At 49.0% G+C, this 18,310-nt stretch carries 19 protein-coding genes; 18 read left to right on the top strand and 1 reads right to left on the bottom strand.

From position 1 onward, the window contains the following. The first annotated feature begins 604 nt into the window (after positions 1-604). The 10 genes from rppH to IE064_RS09215 all read left to right on the top strand — a co-directional run bounded on the left by rppH (position 605) and on the right by IE064_RS09215 (position 9,219). Positions 605-1,132 (top strand): RNA pyrophosphohydrolase, encoded by a 528-nt coding sequence (rppH, locus tag IE064_RS09170; RefSeq protein ID WP_189617564.1) that lies wholly within the window; start codon positions 605-607, stop codon positions 1,130-1,132. Positions 1,133-1,156: 24 nt separating this feature from the next. Continuing rightward, positions 1,157-3,391 (top strand): phosphoenolpyruvate--protein phosphotransferase, encoded by a 2,235-nt coding sequence (ptsP, locus tag IE064_RS09175; protein WP_189617565.1) that lies wholly within the window; start codon positions 1,157-1,159, stop codon positions 3,389-3,391. A 43-nt stretch (positions 3,392-3,434) separates the two neighbouring features. Continuing rightward, positions 3,435-4,238: a sulfite exporter TauE/SafE family protein gene (locus IE064_RS09180; RefSeq protein WP_133038033.1), complete on the top strand. Its 804-nt coding sequence runs from the start codon at positions 3,435-3,437 to the stop codon at positions 4,236-4,238. A gap of 35 nt (positions 4,239-4,273) precedes the next feature. Then, a complete protein-coding gene (lgt, locus tag IE064_RS09185; protein ID WP_189617566.1) occupies positions 4,274-5,101 on the top strand; it encodes a prolipoprotein diacylglyceryl transferase in 828 nt (275 codons plus the stop codon). Further along, entirely contained in the window at positions 5,101-5,895 is a 795-nt protein-coding gene (thyA, locus tag IE064_RS09190; RefSeq protein ID WP_189617567.1) for a thymidylate synthase, read from the top strand. The genes lgt and thyA overlap by 1 nt, the downstream gene beginning before the upstream one ends. A 119-nt stretch (positions 5,896-6,014) precedes the next feature. Continuing rightward, a complete protein-coding gene (gene nhaA, locus IE064_RS09195; protein ID WP_133038036.1) occupies positions 6,015-7,190 on the top strand; it encodes a Na+/H+ antiporter NhaA in 1,176 nt (391 codons plus the stop codon). After that, a complete protein-coding gene (locus IE064_RS09200; RefSeq protein ID WP_189617568.1) occupies positions 7,187-7,570 on the top strand; it encodes a hypothetical protein in 384 nt (127 codons plus the stop codon). Before nhaA ends, IE064_RS09200 begins: the two co-directional genes overlap by 4 nt. Positions 7,571-7,588: 18 nt before the next feature. Next, positions 7,589-8,497 carry a transcriptional activator NhaR gene (gene nhaR / locus IE064_RS09205; RefSeq protein WP_189617569.1) on the top strand — a complete coding sequence of 303 codons (909 nt, stop codon included), beginning with the start codon at positions 7,589-7,591 and terminating at the stop codon, positions 8,495-8,497. A 76-nt stretch (positions 8,498-8,573) separates the two neighbouring features. After that, positions 8,574-8,813 (top strand): FAD assembly factor SdhE, encoded by a 240-nt coding sequence (locus tag IE064_RS09210; protein WP_189617640.1) that lies wholly within the window; start codon positions 8,574-8,576, stop codon positions 8,811-8,813. Continuing rightward, positions 8,800-9,219, top strand: a complete 420-nt coding sequence (locus tag IE064_RS09215; RefSeq protein WP_189617570.1) for a protein YgfX — start codon at positions 8,800-8,802, stop codon at positions 9,217-9,219. Before IE064_RS09210 ends, IE064_RS09215 begins: the two co-directional genes overlap by 14 nt. Here the strand turns inward: IE064_RS09215 and nadB are convergent. Beyond that, entirely contained in the window at positions 9,207-10,817 is a 1,611-nt protein-coding gene (gene nadB, locus IE064_RS09220; protein WP_189617571.1) for an L-aspartate oxidase, read from the bottom strand. The genes IE064_RS09215 and nadB overlap by 13 nt on opposite strands. A gap of 202 nt (positions 10,818-11,019) precedes the next feature. On the opposite strand from nadB, the gene rpoE reads away from it, so the two are divergent. From rpoE to era, 8 genes are all read left to right on the top strand, one after another. Continuing rightward, a complete protein-coding gene (gene rpoE, locus IE064_RS09225) occupies positions 11,020-11,598 on the top strand; it encodes an RNA polymerase sigma factor RpoE (RefSeq protein WP_133038041.1) in 579 nt (192 codons plus the stop codon). 27 nt (positions 11,599-11,625) lie between these two features. Then, positions 11,626-12,225: a sigma-E factor negative regulatory protein gene (locus IE064_RS09230; protein WP_189617572.1), complete on the top strand. Its 600-nt coding sequence runs from the start codon at positions 11,626-11,628 to the stop codon at positions 12,223-12,225. Positions 12,226-12,234: 9 nt separating this feature from the next. Next, positions 12,235-13,167 (top strand): MucB/RseB C-terminal domain-containing protein, encoded by a 933-nt coding sequence (locus IE064_RS09235; RefSeq protein ID WP_133038043.1) that lies wholly within the window; start codon positions 12,235-12,237, stop codon positions 13,165-13,167. Between the two features lie 10 nt (positions 13,168-13,177). Beyond that, entirely contained in the window at positions 13,178-13,669 is a 492-nt protein-coding gene (locus IE064_RS09240; RefSeq protein WP_189617573.1) for a SoxR reducing system RseC family protein, read from the top strand. Between the two features lie 108 nt (positions 13,670-13,777). After that, the gene (gene lepA / locus IE064_RS09245) at positions 13,778-15,568 is read left to right on the top strand and encodes a translation elongation factor 4 (RefSeq protein WP_189617641.1); all 1,791 of its coding nucleotides are present in this window, start codon (positions 13,778-13,780) and stop codon (positions 15,566-15,568) included. A gap of 166 nt (positions 15,569-15,734) precedes the next feature. Then, positions 15,735-16,646: a signal peptidase I gene (lepB, locus tag IE064_RS09250; protein WP_189617574.1), complete on the top strand. Its 912-nt coding sequence runs from the start codon at positions 15,735-15,737 to the stop codon at positions 16,644-16,646. Continuing rightward, positions 16,646-17,329: a ribonuclease III gene (gene rnc / locus IE064_RS09255; protein ID WP_133038046.1), complete on the top strand. Its 684-nt coding sequence runs from the start codon at positions 16,646-16,648 to the stop codon at positions 17,327-17,329. Before lepB ends, rnc begins: the two co-directional genes overlap by 1 nt. Continuing rightward, on the top strand, positions 17,322-18,308 hold the full coding sequence (gene era / locus IE064_RS09260) for a GTPase Era (RefSeq protein ID WP_133038047.1): 987 nt from the start codon (positions 17,322-17,324) through the stop codon (positions 18,306-18,308). Before rnc ends, era begins: the two co-directional genes overlap by 8 nt. Positions 18,309-18,310 lie beyond the last annotated feature (2 nt).

Genomic DNA, 18,310 nt, shown 5'->3' on the forward strand with positions numbered 1-18,310 from the left:
AAGTTATGCATCATACTAACTTATCATATTAATTTATAAATATTTTTATTTCTTGAGAAAACCTATGACGATGTTTTTCCCCATTTACTCGCCGGATTTTCCATAGTTGCCAACATCTTTATCCACAGCTTTATGGGATAAATCAGAGTGACAGCTAACTTACGACACTTTCAATCTAAATTACACTTTAAAGAGTGATATTTTAATCTCTTTATTTTATTGATATGGCGGGGTTGTCGCAAATGACATTTGTGAATAAGCTTGAATTTATCCATGGCGAAATTTTCAACACTAGTATTGCTGTGCTACTCAGTTGATGCACCAACTACAATTAAATTAATTAATATTAATAGGTTGTGTAACTATTTTGGTGGGAGGGTGACGGCTATAAATTCGATGTTATGCAACTTTCCAATGCTTTCTCCCGGTAGTTAACAAGTTTGTCCACAGATATTGTGGATAGTGTGATAGACATAGGAAGCGGCGTAATTGATGTGCATAAAGTGGCGACAGATAGCGAAAGCTTTGATAACTGCTAATTGCTGCCACGCAAGCTTTGTGAAACAATCGATGCATTGAAATTTCTGAAGTTTTCGGAGTCCATGTGATTGACGGCGATGGCTTTCGCGCAAATGTGGGCATAATCATCTGTAATAAAATTGGGCAAGTGATGTGGGCTCGCCGTTTTGGCCAACATTCATGGCAATTTCCACAAGGTGGCGTGGATGAAGGCGAATCGGTAGAAGAAGCTATGTACCGGGAACTCTATGAAGAGGTCGGTCTGAAACCTGAACATGTACAGATCCTCATGTCTACCCGCTCCTGGCTCAGGTATCGCTTACCCAAACGACTGGTACGACAGGATAGTCAGCCTGTGTGTATTGGACAGAAGCAAAAGTGGTTTTTGCTACAGTTGAAAAGCCAAGACAGCACGGTAAATCTGAACGCATCAGGTCACCCTGAATTTGATGATTGGCGCTGGGTCAGTTACTGGTACCCGGTGCGGCAGGTGGTGTCGTTTAAACGTGATGTTTATCGGAAGGTGATGAAGGAGTTTGCTGCAACAACGTTGGCACTGCAGCAGCAACGGGAACCCTATCGCCGCAAGGGCCGAAGTCGGCCGTCTCGCTGACAGGAATAGCGTGGGAGGGAAGCGTTGTTAAATACACTCAGGGATATTACTCAGGCAGTTGCCAGTGCCGGAGATTTAGATACAGCGCTGGAATTACTGGTTAAGCAGATAAAAACTGCCATCGCAACCGAGTGTTGCTCTATCTATATTCTTGATAAAGACGAATTGGTTCTGTCTGCAACCGACGGTTTGGAGCCTGCTGCTGTTGGCAATGTGCGAATGTCAATTACTGAAGGGCTGGTAGGCTTGGTCGCGCAAAGAGAAGAAGCCATCAATCTGGCCGATGCTCGTCAACACCCGCGTTTTAAATTGTTCCCCGAAGCTGCCGAAGAAGAATATCGCGCTTTTCTTGCGGTTCCTATCATCTATCAAAAACAGCTGCTTGGTGTCATTGTGGTGCAGCAAGCCAGTGCTCGCCAATTTAGCGAAGGTGAAGAAGCGTTCCTGATGACGCTGGCGGCGCAATTGGCCATGGCGGTGCGAGGCTTGAAACAGAAAGCCAGCGTTAAAGGGCGGGAGAAACAGATCCTGTTTCAGGGAACCCCGGCGTCTAACGGTATTGCTATTGCTCATGCGCTGGTACTTGGTGGCGAAATCTCGTTGCAGCAACCTAACCGCAAAGCTGCCGATATTAAGGTTGAACTGGAACGTTTAAGCACGGCGGTGAGTCGCTGTCGCAATAATCTGGGCAATCTGTCACAACGTTTTGATCGAGAGCAAGATCAGGAAGTGGTGGCAATCTTTTCGGCGTTAACGCTGCTATTGGATGACTCCAGTCTCGGCGGTGAATATATCCGGGAAGTGGAGCAGGGCTGGAGTGCCGAGTCGGCTATCAGCCGGGTTTCGCTGCGGTACATCGAACAGTTTCAGTCGATGGATGATCCCTACATCAAAGAACGCGCCAGTGATATCCGCGATCTTGGGCAGAAAGTCCTGCGTCAGTTAATTGAACCTGACAGGTTAGTACTGGATTCTGATAAGCCGGTGATCCTGGTAACCAAGGAAGCGGATACAACCTTACTGGCAGAATTCCCTCGCGCTAAGCTGGCGGGCATTGTGACTGAACTTGGCGGTGTCAATTCCCATGCGGCAATTTTGGCTCGCGCCTTGGGACTGCCGGCATTGACCGGTGTACAGCAAGTGCTGGCCTCCAATATTGATAAAAAAATGGTGGTGTTGAATGCGACGCGTGGGCAGTTGATGGTGTCACCGTCAGTTGCAGTCGTAAGTGAATATCGCAGTTTGCTCAACGCTGAAAAAGCGCTACAACGGCAGTATATGCAGGAGGTGCATCTACCGGCGCAAACACTGGATGGTGAGCGGGTTAATCTGTTTATCAATGCCGGATTGCTCAGTGGCTTGGCCTCGGAACTGGCGGAGGGGGCGGACGGTGTCGGGCTTTATCGCACCGAGATCCCGTTTATGTTGCAGCAGCGTTTTCCCAGCGAATCGGAGCAGATCAAGGTTTATTCCCAAGTTTTCAAGTTGGTTGCCGGCCGTCCGGTGGTGATGCGGACATTGGATGTTGGCGGTGACAAACCTTTACCTTATTTCCCCATTAAAGAAGACAACCCTTTCCTCGGTTGGCGCGGTATTCGTATGTCGCTGGATCATCCTGAGCTATTTCTGGTACAGATCCGCGCGATGTTGCAGGCTAATGGCAATAGTGAGCAGTTGAAAATCCTGTTGCCGATGGTCAGCAACATCGAAGAGATTGATCATGCGTTGGAGTATTTTGAACAGGCCTATCAGGAGCTAAAATCCGATGTTAATCCTGACTTGTCCAAGCCACAATTTGGGGTGATGTTAGAGGTACCTGCGCTGTTGTACCAGTTAGATGAAGTCGCCAAACGGGTGGATTTTGTTTCGGTAGGTTCTAACGATTTGACTCAGTATCTGCTCGCGGTAGATCGCAATAACCCACGGGTCAGCTCGTTGTTTGACAGCTATCATCCCGGGGTCTTGCGTTATCTAAAATCAGCGTTGGAGCTTTGCCAACAGTATGGGTTGGGGATCAGCGTCTGTGGTGAAATGGCTGGCGAGCCGAGCGGCGCTTTGCTGCTGTCGGCTATGGGGTATCGTGAACTCAGTATGAATCAGGGGGCGTTGGCGAAAATTAACTACCTGATGCGGCGGGTTCGTATGGATGAACTGCAGGCGCTATTGCAGCAGGCGCTCAACATGCGTTGTGGCGCTGACGTCAGGGAATTGTTACGTGATTATCTTGGCGAAAAAGGGCTGGCGGCCATTCTTAACTAGCCATCGGTCCGTTTTTATCACTCAAAGTGAAAGTGAGGCGTTAGTGGAAAGCCTGTTATTGTTGCTAGGAGCCTGTTTGTTGCTGGGGATTGCCGTCGGTTTTTCGGCCGGATTATTGGGCATTGGCGGCGGCTTGATTGCGGTACCAGCATTAATCTATCTGCTACCGATGGTGGATGTTCCCGCTAATAACTTGCCTCATGTCGCTATTGCCACATCTTTAGCCGCGATTATTCTTACCTCTTTTGCATCCGCCAGAGCTCATCATCAGCGTGGCAACATCGATTGGTCGCTGTTTAAGCCAATGTTGCCAGGGACTATGTTGGGCGCATTGGGCGCCGGCTTTATTGCTGAATTTATCTCTGGGGCGGATTTGAAGCGTGGCTTTGCCGTGTTCGTGATCCTCATGTCAATTAATATGGCGTTCCCTTATAAACCCGTTTCCACGGAAAAAAAAATGCCGCCAGCGCTGGTTTTGTTCCTCGTCTCAGCGCTGATAGCGGTGGTTTCAGGCTTGATGGGCATCGGCGGCGGGACGTTGACGGTACCTTTCCTGTGTTGGTGTGGGTTGCAGATGCGACAGGCCGTTGGGTTCTCCTCGGCTAATGGTCTGGTCATCGCGCTTTGGGGCAGTTTAGGGTATGTTATTGCGGGCTGGGATGTTCAAGGAATGCCGTTCGGTTCGCTCGGGTATGTCTATATTCCCGCTCTGGTTGGCATTGTGATAACGTCAATGCTGATGGCGCCGGTTGGCGCCAAGGCCGCCAGTACCTGGCCAACCCCCGTGTTAAAGAAAATCTTCGCGGCCCTGCTGCTTGTGGTAGGTCTCAAGCTGATGCTGGGCTAACAATAATCATAATTTCCAGGATGTAATCTTCTGTTATGGCGTTGCAATTTCCCAATATCGATCCTGTGATCGTTTCTTTTGGCCCGTTTGAACTTTTCGGCCAGACATTTCATCCAGCACTGCGCTGGTATGGTTTCATGTATCTTGTAGGCTTTATGGCGGCGATGTTTTTGCTTAACCGTAAAGCTGATCGATCTCATGGGTTGTGGAGCCGTGAACAGGTATCTGACTTGTTGTTCTACGCCTTTTTAGGGGTGATTCTCGGTGGCCGTATTGGCTATGTGCTGGTATATCATCTGGATTATTTTCTGGCTGACCCTTTGTATCTATTTAAGATCACTGAAGGTGGAATGTCTTTCCACGGTGGTCTTGTCGGTGTCATTCTGGCGATGTTGTATATTGCCTATAAGCAGCAGCGCAGCTTTTTTGCGGTGGCGGATATCGTGGCACCAGTCGTTCCCATCGGTCTAGGGGCTGGGCGTATCGGTAACTTTATCAATGGTGAGTTGTGGGGCCGAGTAACGGATTTGCCCTGGGGCATGGTATTTCCCTCTGGTGGCCCGTTGCCGCGTCATCCTTCGCAACTGTATCAGTTTGCCCTCGAAGGCGTGGCGTTATTTATTCTGTTGCAGTGGTATAGCCGTAAAACTGACAAACGCGGTGCCGTGTCAGGTATGTTCCTATTAGGTTACGGTATTTTCCGCTGTGTTGCTGAATTGGTTCGTCAGCCAGATCCTCAATTGGGATTCTTCCTGGGTGATATTACCATGGGGCAGATCTTGTCTGTGCCGATGATTATTTTTGGTATTTATCTGCTGGTTCGTAAGGCTCCGGCAAACACTCCGGTAAAAGGAAAACAGTAATGCAGCAATATCTTGACTTGATGCGCCATATACTGGAAAACGGCACGGAAAAGACCGATCGCACTGGTACCGGTACCTTGTCGGTTTTTGGTTACCAGATGCGCTTTGATTTGAGCAAGGGCTTTCCACTGGTGACCACCAAGAAATGTCATCTAAGATCGATTATCCATGAACTGTTGTGGTTTTTGAAAGGTGATACCAACGTCAGTTACCTCCGTGATAACAAGGTTTCCATCTGGGACGAATGGGCCGATGAAAACGGCAACCTTGGCCCAGTCTATGGTGCCCAGTGGCGCAGTTGGCCAACACCCGATGGCCAGCATATCGATCAGATTAGTCAGGTCATCAGCCAGATAAAACAGCAACCAGATTCGCGGCGACTCATCGTGTCAGCCTGGAACGTGGCTGAGTTGGACAAAATGGCGCTGGCACCTTGTCATGCCTTTTTTCAGTTTTATGTTGCTGATGGCAAGCTGTCCTGCCAATTGTATCAACGTAGTTGTGATGTTTTTCTCGGGTTGCCATTCAATATCGCCAGTTATGCTTTGCTGACGATGATGGTGGCGCAGCAGTGTGAGTTGGCGCTGGGAGATTTTGTCTGGACGGGCGGCGATACCCACCTTTATTCCAACCATCTGGAACAGACCCGCTTGCAGCTTACACGTGCGCCTCGGGCTTTGCCGACTATGAAGATAACCAGAAAACCAGCATCGATATTTGATTATCAATTCGAAGATTTCGAATTATCAGGGTATGACCCGCATCCCCATATCAAGGCTCCAGTTGCCATCTAGCCATGTTGATTTTTGCTATTAAACTCGGTAATTCCGAGTTTAATAGCAATTACTTTCGATTTTTCTTACTTTAAACTATCGACTACACTTTGACGAATTACGGTTTTTTGGAGTTTGTCATGGAGAAAGTGATTCGGGATTTCCTGAGCCAGGAATCTGCTGGTGGTATTTTGCTGCTGGTTGCTGTGGTGTTGGCGATGGTATTAGCTAATTCTCCTTTAGTCGGCATCTATCAGGGACTTCTGGATATGCCGTTACAGCTGCGAGTCGGTGCGCTGGATATTCATAAGCCCTTGTTACTGTGGATCAATGACGGTCTTATGGCATTGTTTTTCCTCCTTATTGGTCTGGAAGTAAAACGCGAGCTGGTGGAGGGCGCATTATCCAGTGTGGCGAAGGCGTCACTCCCTACTTTTGCGGCAATTGGTGGCATGATTGCGCCTGCGGCCATCTATCTATTATTCAACTATCATGACCCAGTGACCTCCGGCGGCTGGGCGATTCCGGCTGCTACCGATATAGCCTTTGCTCTGGGGATCATGGCGTTACTTGGTAGCCGGGTGCCCGTTGCCCTGAAAGTATTCCTGCTAGCGTTGGCAATCATTGATGATCTTGGCGTGATTGTCATCATCGCGCTGTTTTATAGCAGCGATTTATCTGTTATCAGTCTGATGGTGGCGGCGTTTGCGGTGCTGGGACTTATTTTGCTTAACCGTAAAGGTGTCACTGCGCTAGCTGCTTATGGTGTGGTGGGGGCCATATTGTGGGTCGCGGTACTTAAATCCGGCGTACATGCCACCCTAGCGGGAGTGATTATCGCCTTTGCCATTCCGTTGCGGGCGGCCGATGGTACGTCTCCTTCTCGTCATCTTGAACACGCTTTGCATCCCTGGAGTACATTCCTGATTTTGCCAGTGTTCGCTTTTGCTAACGCGGGGGTGTCACTGGTCGGCATGTCAGTGCAGAGTGTGTTATCGCCGGTACCTATTGGTATCGCATTGGGATTGCTACTGGGTAAACCGCTCGGGGTTATGTTGTTCAGCTATGTCGCGGTGAAGCTGCATCTGGCAGAGTTACCAGTCGGTATAGGTTGGCGGCATATCGCGCCGGTAGCCGTTATGTGTGGTATCGGTTTTACCATGTCGATGTTTATTGCGTCGCTGGCGTTTGAACACGGGGGCGTGCTGTATGGCGATTTGGCCCGACTCGGTATTCTGCTCGGCTCAATGATGGCAGCAACATTGGGGTATTTATGGCTATCGAAGGTTTTACCTGAAACAGGAGATAACACATGAGAACTATCTATTTAACCAGCATTCTGCTCGTGAGTATGATACCGGCAGCGAACGCTTCACCCATCGAAAATTGCAAAGCCGCCAGTGATAATGCGTTATGTCAGATTTACCTAAAAGGTGTGGTGGAAGGGGCATTGATGTATAAACCGCTGGCCGTTGGGGCGCGGCTTGAAAGCAACGATTATCAGTCGCGAGCGCTGAAATATCGTGGGGGCAAACGTTTTCAGGAAGCCAATCGACAATTCTGTTTAGAGCGATTGCCAGACCCTGAGCAACTGGTGACCGGACTTACAGAGGCTTTTGATAGTGGCGAGGTGACCGACAGTGCTAGCTTGCAGGTCGCGGTATTTAGCTTACTGGATTGCCAGCGCTTGCAATAATAGGAGTGTCTGACACCTATGTCCCATCTTAACTACAACCATTTGTATTACTTCTGGATGGTGCAGAAAAAGGGCTCGGTGACCAAGGCGGCTGAAGCCTTATATTTAACACCGCAGACGGTCACCGGCCAGATCCGGGCATTTGAAGAACGGCTGAAAGGCAATTTGTTTAAACGTAACGGTCGCCGCTTAGAACCCACTGAGTTGGGGGAATTGGTTTTTCGTTATGCCGACAAGATGTTTGCCTTATCCTATGAAATGTTGGATGTGCTTAATTACACCAAGGATGACAGCCTATTGTTTGAAGTAGGCATTGCTGATGCGTTATCTAAAACCCTTGCCAGTCGCGTATTAATGTCGGTGATCCCCCGAGATGGCACGATGCAGCTTGCCTGTTATGAGGCGACTCACGAGAGCTTAATGGCGCGGTTGCGGGAACATAAACTAGACATGATCTTGTCTGATTGTGCCGGTGAGTCGCTAAAATATCCTGAGATCCTCTCGAAAAAACTGGGGGAGTGTGGCGTGGCTTTTTTTTCCGCCATGCCATTGCAGCGACCTTTCCCCGCATGTCTCGAAGAGGTACCGATTTTGTTGCCAAGCAAACGTTCATCTTTGGGACAACAACTATACCGCTGGTTTGACGAAAAGAATCTCAATGTGACCATTCTTGGCGAGTTTGATGATGCCGCCATGATGAAGGCCTTTGGCTACTTTGGCCGCGGCATCTTTGTGGCACCGGCCATCTATCAGCAGGATATTCTCAATCATGACGTGCGATTGTTAGGGGGGACGCGGGAGGTACGTGAAGAGTATCACGTGATGTTCGCCGAGCGGATGATCCAGCACCCTGCAGTAAAGAGTCTACTCAATACTGATTTCGACGAGCTTTTTTCGGGAATGGATGTGCAACTTCAGAAACTTTAGTGATTCGACAGTTCCTAGCGCAAGCGGTAAACTTGCTGCTGCATTCATTTTGGGGAGTTAACTGGTGGCTGATTTGATGAATTTTGCCCGGGTCAAGTGGGCATGCCGTCGTGGAATGTTGGAACTGGATGTGTTGTTCCAGCCGTTTGTGGAACAGTATTATCAGGATTTGAGTGACACTGACAAAGCCTGTTTCGTGCGTCTGCTGGAATGTGAAGACCCACAGTTATTTGCTTGGTTTATGGGACACGAAAAATGTCCTGATCCATTGTTGGCGGACATGGTTGCCAAGGTTCGCGGGCGTGCAGCGCCATAGATTTACTGCGAAATCTTCAGTGGGTCAATATTTGGCTCTAGGTGTGCTAGCAGTCATCTGTTTGCTGAGTTTCAGGTTGTGGCCAGCGCTGGATTTTCGTTATTACCAACCGCTGCGTTGGGGACTGATGTTATCTGTGGTCAGTTATTTTGGTTATCAGTTATGGCGGTTACGTGATTGGTCGGTGAGTTTTTGGCTCAGCGGCAATGGTCAGGGGCTGTTTGATGCTGACCAGATGTTTACCGTAGGTGAGCCTGTGCTCGTAACCCCTTGGCTAGTGAGTTTCAGGTGTTTACAAGCGAACAGGTTTCAGCGTTTATACCTGTTTCGCGATATGTTTGACGACACAGATTATCGCCATCTGTGTCGTCTACTGCTCAATCGTGATAGCCCTTATTCCGGCTGAAGAATGGTGGGTAGAGGCTGTGGCAATTTGTCAGGGTAGTCAATATTGTAATGTAACCCACGGCTTTCTTTACGGTGCATAGCGCAGCGAATAATTAACTCTGCCACTTGCACCAGGTTGCGCAATTCCAGCAGATTATTACTGACCCGGAAGTTGCTATAGTACTCTTCAATTTCTTGCTGCAGCATTGAGACTCGCCGTAACGCACGTTCGAGCCGCTTGTTAGAGCGGACAATCCCCACATAGTCCCACATAAATAATCGTAATTCGTGCCAATTGTGGGCAATTACCACTTCTTCGTCAGAATTAGATACTTGACTTTCATCCCAGGGCGGAATCGCACTGGGCATCTGCAGTTTATGCAACTGACCGACAATATCGCTGGCAGCAGCGCGGGCAAATACCAGACATTCCAACAGCGAATTAGATGCTAGACGATTGGCACCATGCAAACCGGTATAAGCCACTTCACCAATTGCGTACAGTCCGTTAAGGTCGGTTTGCCCATGTAAGTCTGTCATCACACCACCACAGGTATAATGCGCTGCAGGCACCACGGGGATAGGTTGCTTGGTGATATCAATAGACAGTGCTAGGCAGCGACGATAAATCGTCGGGAAGTGCTTGATAATGAACTCTGGATCCTTATGGGAAATATCCAGAAATACACAGTCAGCGCCAAGTTTTTTCATCTCGTGGTCGATGGCTCTAGCGACAATGTCTCGCGGCGCCAACTCGGCACGTTCGTCATATTCCGGCATAAAGCGACTGCCATCAGGCCGTTTGAGTAACGCACCTTCCCCACGGAGTGCTTCGGTCAGCAGGAAGTTACGAGCATCGGCGTGATAGAGACAGGTGGGATGAAACTGATTGAATTCCATATTGGCAACCCGGCAACCGGCGCGCCAAGCCATGGCGATGCCGTCACCCGATGATACATCGGGATTAGAAGTATATTGATATACTTTGGAACTGCCTCCCGTTGCTAATGCGACAAAACGGGCTTTAATCGTTTCGACCTGTTCCTGGGCGCGGTTCCAGACATACGCGCCTAGCACTCGGTTACCTGGTCGACCGAGTTTTCTGGTGGTGATCAGATCAACCGCGTTATAACGCTCCAGCACAGTGATATTGGGATGTGCCAATATTTGCTGTTGTAACGTTGTCTGCACTTCCTTACCGGTGGCATCTGCGGCATGCAGTATGCGGCGGTGGCTATGACCGCCTTCTCGGGTCAGATGATAGCTGGATTCATCTATGCTGCCGTCTGGTCGTTCATCTTTATCGAAGGCAACACCACATTCAATGAGCCACTTCATTGCGGCTTTGGCGTTTTGGGCGGTAAAGGTCACCGCCGTTTCATCGCAAAGACCCGCGCCTGCAACCAAGGTGTCAGCAACATGGGATTCTATGGTATCCTCCTCATCGAAAACCGACGCTATGCCTCCCTGGGCATAATAGGTTGAGCCTTCGCTGAGAGCGCCTTTGGAGAGTACGATAATATTGCCATGTGCAGCCAAGTGCAGCGCTAATGTCAGGCCCGCGGCGCCACTGCCGATAATCAGGATGTCGGCTTGGTGTTCAACTGCTTGTTTCATAGGGTATCATGAGCCGATTGGTGGAGGGCATATCCTAAACCAACTGTTTTATGTTGGGTATAAATTTTGACCTAAAACACATTTCTGGTGAGATTTTAAAATTTCATTAAGAACTTTTCATAAAGGCGCTGGTCTACATATGTGAATATGATTCGAGCGACTGAAAAATCAGCATTATAAGAGTTGGGAGAAGTCGGCTCGGATGAGTGGACAGACTAGTGATCAACAATTAGTTGAGCGCGTACAACGGGGCGATAAAAACGCATTTAACCTTTTGGTGCAGAAGTACCAAGGGAAAGTGATAAATCTGATTTCCCGCTATGTGAGAAATCAGGCCGATGTAGCAGACGTAGCGCAAGAAGCTTTTATTAAAGCCTATCGCGCGTTACCGAATTTCCGCGGTGAAAGTGCGTTTTATACTTGGTTGTACCGCATAGCCGTGAACACGGCGAAGAATCATCTGGTATCGCAAGGGCGCAGAGCGCCAGCTAACGATGTCGATGCCGATGAAGCAGAATATTATGATGGTAGTGATGCGTTAAAGGAGTTTGCGTCTCCTGAGCGGCTGATGTTATCGGATGAGATAAAAAAGGTTGTCTTCGAAACATTAGAGTCACTGCCCGAAGAGTTGAAGATGGCAATTTCTCTGCGGGAACTCGATGGTATGAGTTATGAGGATATTGCGAACGTGATGGATTGTCCGGTCGGTACTGTGAGATCACGGATTTTCCGGGCTCGTGAAGCCATCGACAAAAAGCTCCAGCCGTTGCTGGAAAGATGACCCTTAAACTAACAGGTGAGTTGAGTAATGGATAAATTAGGTCAGGAGTGGGTTTCCGCTGCAGTGGACGGTGAAGCCGGCCCTCAGGCTCTGGCAGATTTGGCCAGTGATAAATCTTCTCATGATAAATGGCGTAACTACCATCTTATCGGTGATGCCATGCGGGGTGAATTGCCGCAGACACTGCAACTGGACCTGTCCGACAGTATTGCTGCCGCTCTGGAGCGGGAACCTGCCATTTTGGCACCTGTTGCGCAGCCTCAGGAATCGGTATCGCGTCCGGCGAATGTGGTTCCCTTATTTAAACAGTTTGGTCAGTATGCGATTGCAGCCGCTGTAGCTCTGGTTGCTGTTGTTGGTGTACAGAACTATTCGGGGTCAGGCAGCAGTGACGAAGCCGCTTCACCCGTGTTGATGACTCGACCATTAGTGGGCGGTGCGTCTCCCGTGAGTTATCAGGAAGGTGAGTTTCAGCAACAGCGTCCCGGTTATACTAATGAGCAATTGAATGAACAGCGTCGTCGTATCAACAGTTATATTCAGGACCACATGTTGCAACAGAGATTGAATGCTGGTGTGGTTATGGATAACAATAACGAGGTCGTTACTGTTCCGCTGAATCAATAAGGAAGTCTTTTGCGCCTCATCCTGTTGGCTTTCCTGGCCTTTGCTCTGCCTGCGTTTGCGCAGGAACAACTCTCCGCTAAGGCTTGGCTCGAAAATATGAGTCAAGCCTTACGCGAAAAACAGTTCAAAATTTCCCTTATCCAGTTACAGGTCGATAGCATCCGGCCGCTGATCTATATCCATGGCAAAGTGGAAGGAAAAGAGGTGGCGTTTCTTGAACACCTCAATGGCCCTATTAAAAATGCAGTGCGTGTTGGTAATATTGTGACCTTTATTGAACATGACCAGCCTGCCTACAGCATGTTGGCTAATCGTATTCAAGGGGTTATTCCTGCGGCTTTTGCCGGCGATGTTGCCGAGTTGGAACAGGGCTATAATCTGGTTCTCGGTGGCCGTACACGTATAGCCGGACGTACCGGGCAAATGATCCGCCTCGTTCCTAATGATGAGTATCGCTATGCATTCCAGGTTTGGATCGACACTGATACTTATTTGCCGTTACGTTATGACATGTTGTCACAAGACAAACAACTGCTGGAGCAGTTATTGGTTATCGAATTGGTAGAAACCAAAACGCCAGCCCCCATTCTGGAAGAGGCTTATAAGCAAGAATGGCCTCCGGTGATGAGTCCATCAGAGCGTGAAGATGGGCAGAACTGGCAGTTTAACTGGCTTCCAGCCGGGTTTAAGGTGATTGTGCGAGATCATCATCGTTTGATAGGCACACACGAACCCGTTGAATATATTGCGCTGACTGACGGCTTGAGCAATATTTCGATATACGTTGCACGGTCTGGTGATGCCCCCATACCAGAAGAGTTGATGACTCGTGATGGTATTTCGATGGCGTCAGAACGGGTAGGAAACTTAGAAGTGGTTGCCGTGGGTAAAGTGCCAACGCAGACGCTGGTGCGTATCGCTTCTGGATTAAGACTCGATTGAGGATCCGCTTATGATGGAGCAGGTAGCTAAAGTCATTGGTTCTGATTCCGACGGTTGGGTAACCGTACAGGTGGAAATGAAAAGCGCCTGTAGCCATTGTTCTCAGGGCGAAAGTTGTGGCACATCGGCGGTTGCCAAAGCATTCAGCAGTAAGTTTCAGGTATTTTCTTTAGCGACGACAGAATCCTATCCTAATGGTACGCTGTTGCGTTTGGGGTTACCTGAAAGCGTGGTGTTGAAGGCCGCAGCTTTGGTCTATCTGTTACCGCTGATTGGCATGTTTGTCGGCGGCACCTTAGGTAATATTCTGGCAACAGCGCTCGACACTAACCATGATGCGATAAGCCTACTGCTGGCGGTACTGGTGGCGGTGTTCGCCTGGTCTCTTGGCAAACGTCAGGCGCACGCGCTGGAAGCTACTGCGCAGCCGGTGATATTGGCCAATCTTGGGCGACCATTGGCAACGGAGAACGCTGATGCTAATGGTTGTTGTCATCCCTGATGCCCCCTGGCGATATCGCCGATTCTGATTGGTATTGGTTCCGCGATCAGTTACAATTCCGCACCTTTAACTGACACATTTAACCAAGAGCTTAGTCACTGCAGCATGATGAATCACATCAGAAACTTCTCGATTATTGCCCATATTGACCATGGTAAGTCCACGCTTTCCGACCGTTTGATCCAAGTTTGTGGTGGTCTGACTGACCGCGAAATGGCGGAACAGGTATTGGACTCAATGGATCTTGAGCGGGAACGCGGGATCACCATTAAAGCCCAGAGCGTAACGCTAGAATACAAGGCTAAAGACGGTGAAACCTACCAGCTCAACTTCATTGATACGCCCGGGCATGTTGACTTTTCCTATGAAGTTTCCCGTTCATTGGCCGCTTGTGAAGGTGCACTCTTGGTGGTTGACGCTGGGCAAGGCGTTGAAGCGCAGACGCTGGCGAACTGTTACACCGCGCTGGACATGAACCTAGATGTAGTGCCAGTGCTGAATAAAATCGATTTGCCGCAGGCCGATCCTGATCGGGTTGCCGCTGAAATCGAAGATATTGTCGGTATTGAAGCCAAGAATGCTGTACGCTGTTCGGCCAAAACCGGTGTCGGTGTAGATGAAGTGCTGGAGATGATAGTCGCACAAATCCCGTCACCCAAGGGCGCCCCTGAGGCACCGTTACAGGCATTGATCATCGACTCCTGGTTTGACTCTTACCTCGGCGTGGTGTCTTTGGTGCGCATCAAGAACGGCAGCCTGAAAAAGGGTGACAAGTTTAAGGTGATGTCTACGGGACAGAACCATATTGCGGAGCGGGTTGGGATCTTTACCCCAAAACAAACAGATAAAGATGAGTTGAAAACCGGCGAAGTAGGTTTTGTTGTCGCGGGTATCAAGGAGATCCACGGTGCCCCGGTAGGGGATACCTTAACACACGCTAAAAATGGTGCTGATAAACCACTGCCGGGCTTTAAAAAAGTTAAGCCGCAAGTGTACGCCGGGGTGTTTACTGTATCGACCGACGACTATGAAAGCTTCCGTGATGCACTGAACAAACTGAGTCTCAATGATGCGTCACTGCAATTCGAGCCAGAAACCTCTTCGGCTCTCGGTTTTGGGTTCCGTATAGGCTATCTTGGTCTGCTACATATGGAGATCATTCAGGAGCGTCTGGAACGTGAATATGACCTGGATCTGATCACAACAGCACCGACAGTAGAGTATGAAGTGGTGATGACAAACGGTGATACCGTCTATGTAGATAACCCATCAGAACTACCACCGATTAATAATATTGAAGAAATTCATGAACCTATTGTTGAAGCCAACATTCTGGTACCGAAGGACTACTTAGGGAATGTGATTACCCTGTGTGTGGAAAAACGTGGTGTACAGAAAAACATGGTGTATCACGGCAATCAGGTGGCATTGACGTATCATATTCCCGCTGCTGAAGTGGTGATGGATTTCTTTGATAAACTGAAGTCCACCAGTCGAGGCTATGCGTCACTGGAATATAATTTTGTGTATTTCCAACCGGCGGATATGGTGCGTTTGGATGTACTGATTAACGGCGACCGTGTTGACGCCTTGGCGATGATCCTTCATCGCTCCAATATCCGCCACCGCGGTATTGCGTTGGTAGAAAAAATGAAAGAGCTGATCCCGCGGCAAATGTTTGATATTGCTATTCAAGCAGCGGTTGGTAGTCAGGTAGTCGCACGTTCAACTGTCAAAGCATTGCGTAAGGATGTGACTGCCAAATGTTATGGTGGTGACGTTTCCCGTAAGAAAAAACTGCTGCAGAAGCAGAAAGAAGGTAAAAAGCGGATGAAGCAATTGGGTAACGTTGAAGTGCCACAGGAAGCTTTCCTTGCGGTATTGAAACTCAACGAGTGACCTCGGTATTGCTTTGCGGATAATATCGTTTGTCCTGGCGCCGCAATATGCGGCGCTTTGGTTAGTATGCCTGATGGGGGACTCCCCGGCCGCTGCAGGTACACTAACCAAAGTTGACAGGAATGGTTTGTATTTATTGAATTCAAGGCAGGAGTATAACTGACCCATGGCAGCCTACTTTTCGATTTTCCTGGTTTTAGTTACTTTGGTTACTGGCATCATTTGGGCGTTGGATGCTTGGCTGCTGGCGCCGAAACGCCGGGCACGTTTAGCGTTAGCTGAAGCGCAGGGCGAATTGCCGGAACCAGCCAAAGCGCAGATGTTACAAGAACCTGCATTTGTCGAAACCGCGAAATCTATATTTCCGGTTATCGCGTTCGTGATGATCTTGCGCTCTTTTCTGTACGAGCCTTTTCAAATCCCATCTGGCTCGATGATGCCGACGCTGTTAGTAGGCGATTTTATTCTGGTTGAAAAGTTTGCCTACGGCCTTAAAGACCCAGTATGGCGTACCAAAATGATCAGTACTGGAGAGCCAAAGCGAGGCGATATTATTGTCTTTAAATACCCCAAAGATGAGTCCATTGACTACATCAAACGGGTGGTTGGTTTACCCGGTGATCGTATTATTTACCGCAATAAACAGCTGTATATTCAGGAGGCTTGCCAGCAGCAGAGTCCATGTCCTGAACCGCGGTTGGTTGCCCGAGCTGAGGTGAATCGTGGTGAATTTAGTTTAGATGGTGTGCCGCAGATCCGTTATCGCGAGCAATTAGGGGATGTGACGCACGATATTCTTATTGATCCGGCGCGTGGTGAGCCAACCGCATTTTATTTCCGTGACGGTGATTTACCTGCTGGAGAGTTTGTTGTGCCTCAAGGTGAGTATTTTGCCATGGGCGATAACCGTGATAACAGCACTGACAGCCGCTTCTGGGGCTTTGTTCCTGAAAAGAATCTGGTTGGGCGTGCCGTATGTATCTGGATAAGCTTTGAGTTCGATCGTAAGCCGGATGACTTTTTGCCAACCTGGATCCCGACCGGTGTGCGTTTTAACCGTGTTGGGGGCTTACAGTGATGGAACCTATCAAGAATCTTCCCAGATTGTGTCGAACACTTGGCTATGAGTTTAAAGATCTGTCATTACTGGAACAGGCGCTGACGCATCGCAGCGCTGCCAACAAACATAACGAACGTCTGGAGTTTCTCGGTGACTCCATCCTGTCAGTGGTGATTTCCGACAAACTGTTTCACCAGTTTCCGAAGGTGACTGAAGGTGATCTCAGCCGTATGCGGGCCACATTAGTCCGTGGCGATACATTGGCCAAAATGGCGAAAGAGTTCAAACTGGGCGATTATCTAACATTAGGCCCAGGTGAGTTGAAAAGCGGTGGCTTCCGACGCGAGTCCATTCTCGCGGATGCTGTAGAAGCGATTATCGGCGCTATTTATCTGGATTCTGATCTGGAAGTCGTGCGAGGGTTATTGCTTGGCTGGTATGAACAGCGTTTGCTGATGATTAAACCGGGGGAAGGGCAGAAGGATGCCAAGACCCAACTGCAAGAGTTGCTGCAGGGCCATAAAAAGCCGTTACCGGAATATTTGGTGCTGAAGGTCGAAGGCGAAGCGCATGATCAGACCTTTACTGTTGAGTGTCGGGTGGCTGAATTGTCTGTAGCGGTGACCGGTACTGGCAGTTCACGACGCAAGGCTGAGCAGCAGGCCGCAGCCCAGGTGCTGGAGTTAATGAAACATGAGTAAACCCCCACAAGTGCCACAACAGGAACCGAGCCTGGATGAGTTACTGGCAAAGTTGCAACAGCCGCAAGCCCAGCATTTTGATAAAACCTACTGTGGCATGGTGGCAATTGTCGGCCGTCCTAATGTGGGTAAGTCCACATTATTGAATCGGCTGCTGGGGCAGAAGGTCAGTATCACTTCCCGCAAACCGCAAACGACACGGCACCGGATTATGGGGATCCATACTGAGGGTGATTCTCAGGTGGTTTTTATCGATACGCCAGGGCTGCATATGGAAGAGAAGCGGGCTATCAACCGCTTGATGAACCGTGCGGCTGCTAGCTCAATTGCTGATGTGTGCATGGTGATCTTTGTGGTCGATGGTTTGAGCTGGACCGCCGATGATGAAATGGTGTTGAACAAATTACGGCGTGGTGCCGATGAGCGTAAAACTATTCTGGCCGTTAACAAAGTCGACCACATTAAAGACAAAGAAGCGCTGTTCCCGCATTTGCAGGAACTGGCTCAAAAATTCCCGTTTGATGACATAGTGCCGATTTCCGCCAAGTCAGGTACCAATGTTGGCAAATTGATGTCGCTGGCGCGCCAGAGTTTGCCTGAGAGTGTGCATTTTTTCCCCGAGGACTACATTACTGACCGTTCACAGCGGTTTATGGCGTCGGAGATTGTGCGCGAGAAACTGATGCGTTATCTGGGGGATGAACTTCCCTATGATGCCACGGTTGAAATCGAACAGTTCAAAATGATGGAAAATGGTGTCTACCAGATTAACGCCTTGATCCTGGTTGAACGTGAAGGACAAAAGCGCATGGTGATTGGTAAAAACGGTGAACGTATCCGTACTATTGCGACTGAATCCCGTTTAGATATGGAAAAACTCTTTGAGAATAAAGTGTTTCTTGAAGTATGGGTGAAAGTGAAATCCGGTTGGGCGGATGATGAACGGGCACTTCGTAGTCTGGGATATGGCGACGATTGACC

The sequence above is a fragment of the Shewanella fodinae genome (genome assembly GCF_014651955.1).
In the GTDB taxonomy this organism is placed as follows: Bacteria; Pseudomonadota; Gammaproteobacteria; order Enterobacterales; family Shewanellaceae; genus Shewanella; species Shewanella fodinae.

Excerpts from the sequence above, each read along its gene's own strand:
- IE064_RS09240 (WP_189617573.1), top strand. The coding sequence starts at position 13,178 with ATGATGGAGCAGGTAGCTAAAGTCATTGGTTCTGATTCCGACGGTTGG.
- era (WP_133038047.1), top strand. The coding sequence starts at position 17,322 with ATGAGTAAACCCCCACAAGTGCCACAACAGGAACCGAGCCTGGATGAG.
- nhaA (WP_133038036.1), top strand. The coding sequence starts at position 6,015 with ATGGAGAAAGTGATTCGGGATTTCCTGAGCCAGGAATCTGCTGGTGGT.
- IE064_RS09210 (WP_189617640.1), top strand. The coding sequence starts at position 8,574 with ATGAATTTTGCCCGGGTCAAGTGGGCATGCCGTCGTGGAATGTTGGAA.
- lepA (WP_189617641.1), top strand. The coding sequence starts at position 13,778 with ATGAATCACATCAGAAACTTCTCGATTATTGCCCATATTGACCATGGT.
- rpoE (WP_133038041.1), top strand. The coding sequence starts at position 11,020 with ATGAGTGGACAGACTAGTGATCAACAATTAGTTGAGCGCGTACAACGG.
- nadB (WP_189617571.1), bottom strand. The coding sequence starts at position 10,817 with ATGAAACAAGCAGTTGAACACCAAGCCGACATCCTGATTATCGGCAGT.
- IE064_RS09230 (WP_189617572.1), top strand. The coding sequence starts at position 11,626 with ATGGATAAATTAGGTCAGGAGTGGGTTTCCGCTGCAGTGGACGGTGAA.
- lepB (WP_189617574.1), top strand. The coding sequence starts at position 15,735 with ATGGCAGCCTACTTTTCGATTTTCCTGGTTTTAGTTACTTTGGTTACT.
- IE064_RS09200 (WP_189617568.1), top strand. The coding sequence starts at position 7,187 with ATGAGAACTATCTATTTAACCAGCATTCTGCTCGTGAGTATGATACCG.
- thyA (WP_189617567.1), top strand. The coding sequence starts at position 5,101 with ATGCAGCAATATCTTGACTTGATGCGCCATATACTGGAAAACGGCACG.
- lgt (WP_189617566.1), top strand. The coding sequence starts at position 4,274 with ATGGCGTTGCAATTTCCCAATATCGATCCTGTGATCGTTTCTTTTGGC.
- rnc (WP_133038046.1), top strand. The coding sequence starts at position 16,646 with ATGGAACCTATCAAGAATCTTCCCAGATTGTGTCGAACACTTGGCTAT.
- nhaR (WP_189617569.1), top strand. The coding sequence starts at position 7,589 with ATGTCCCATCTTAACTACAACCATTTGTATTACTTCTGGATGGTGCAG.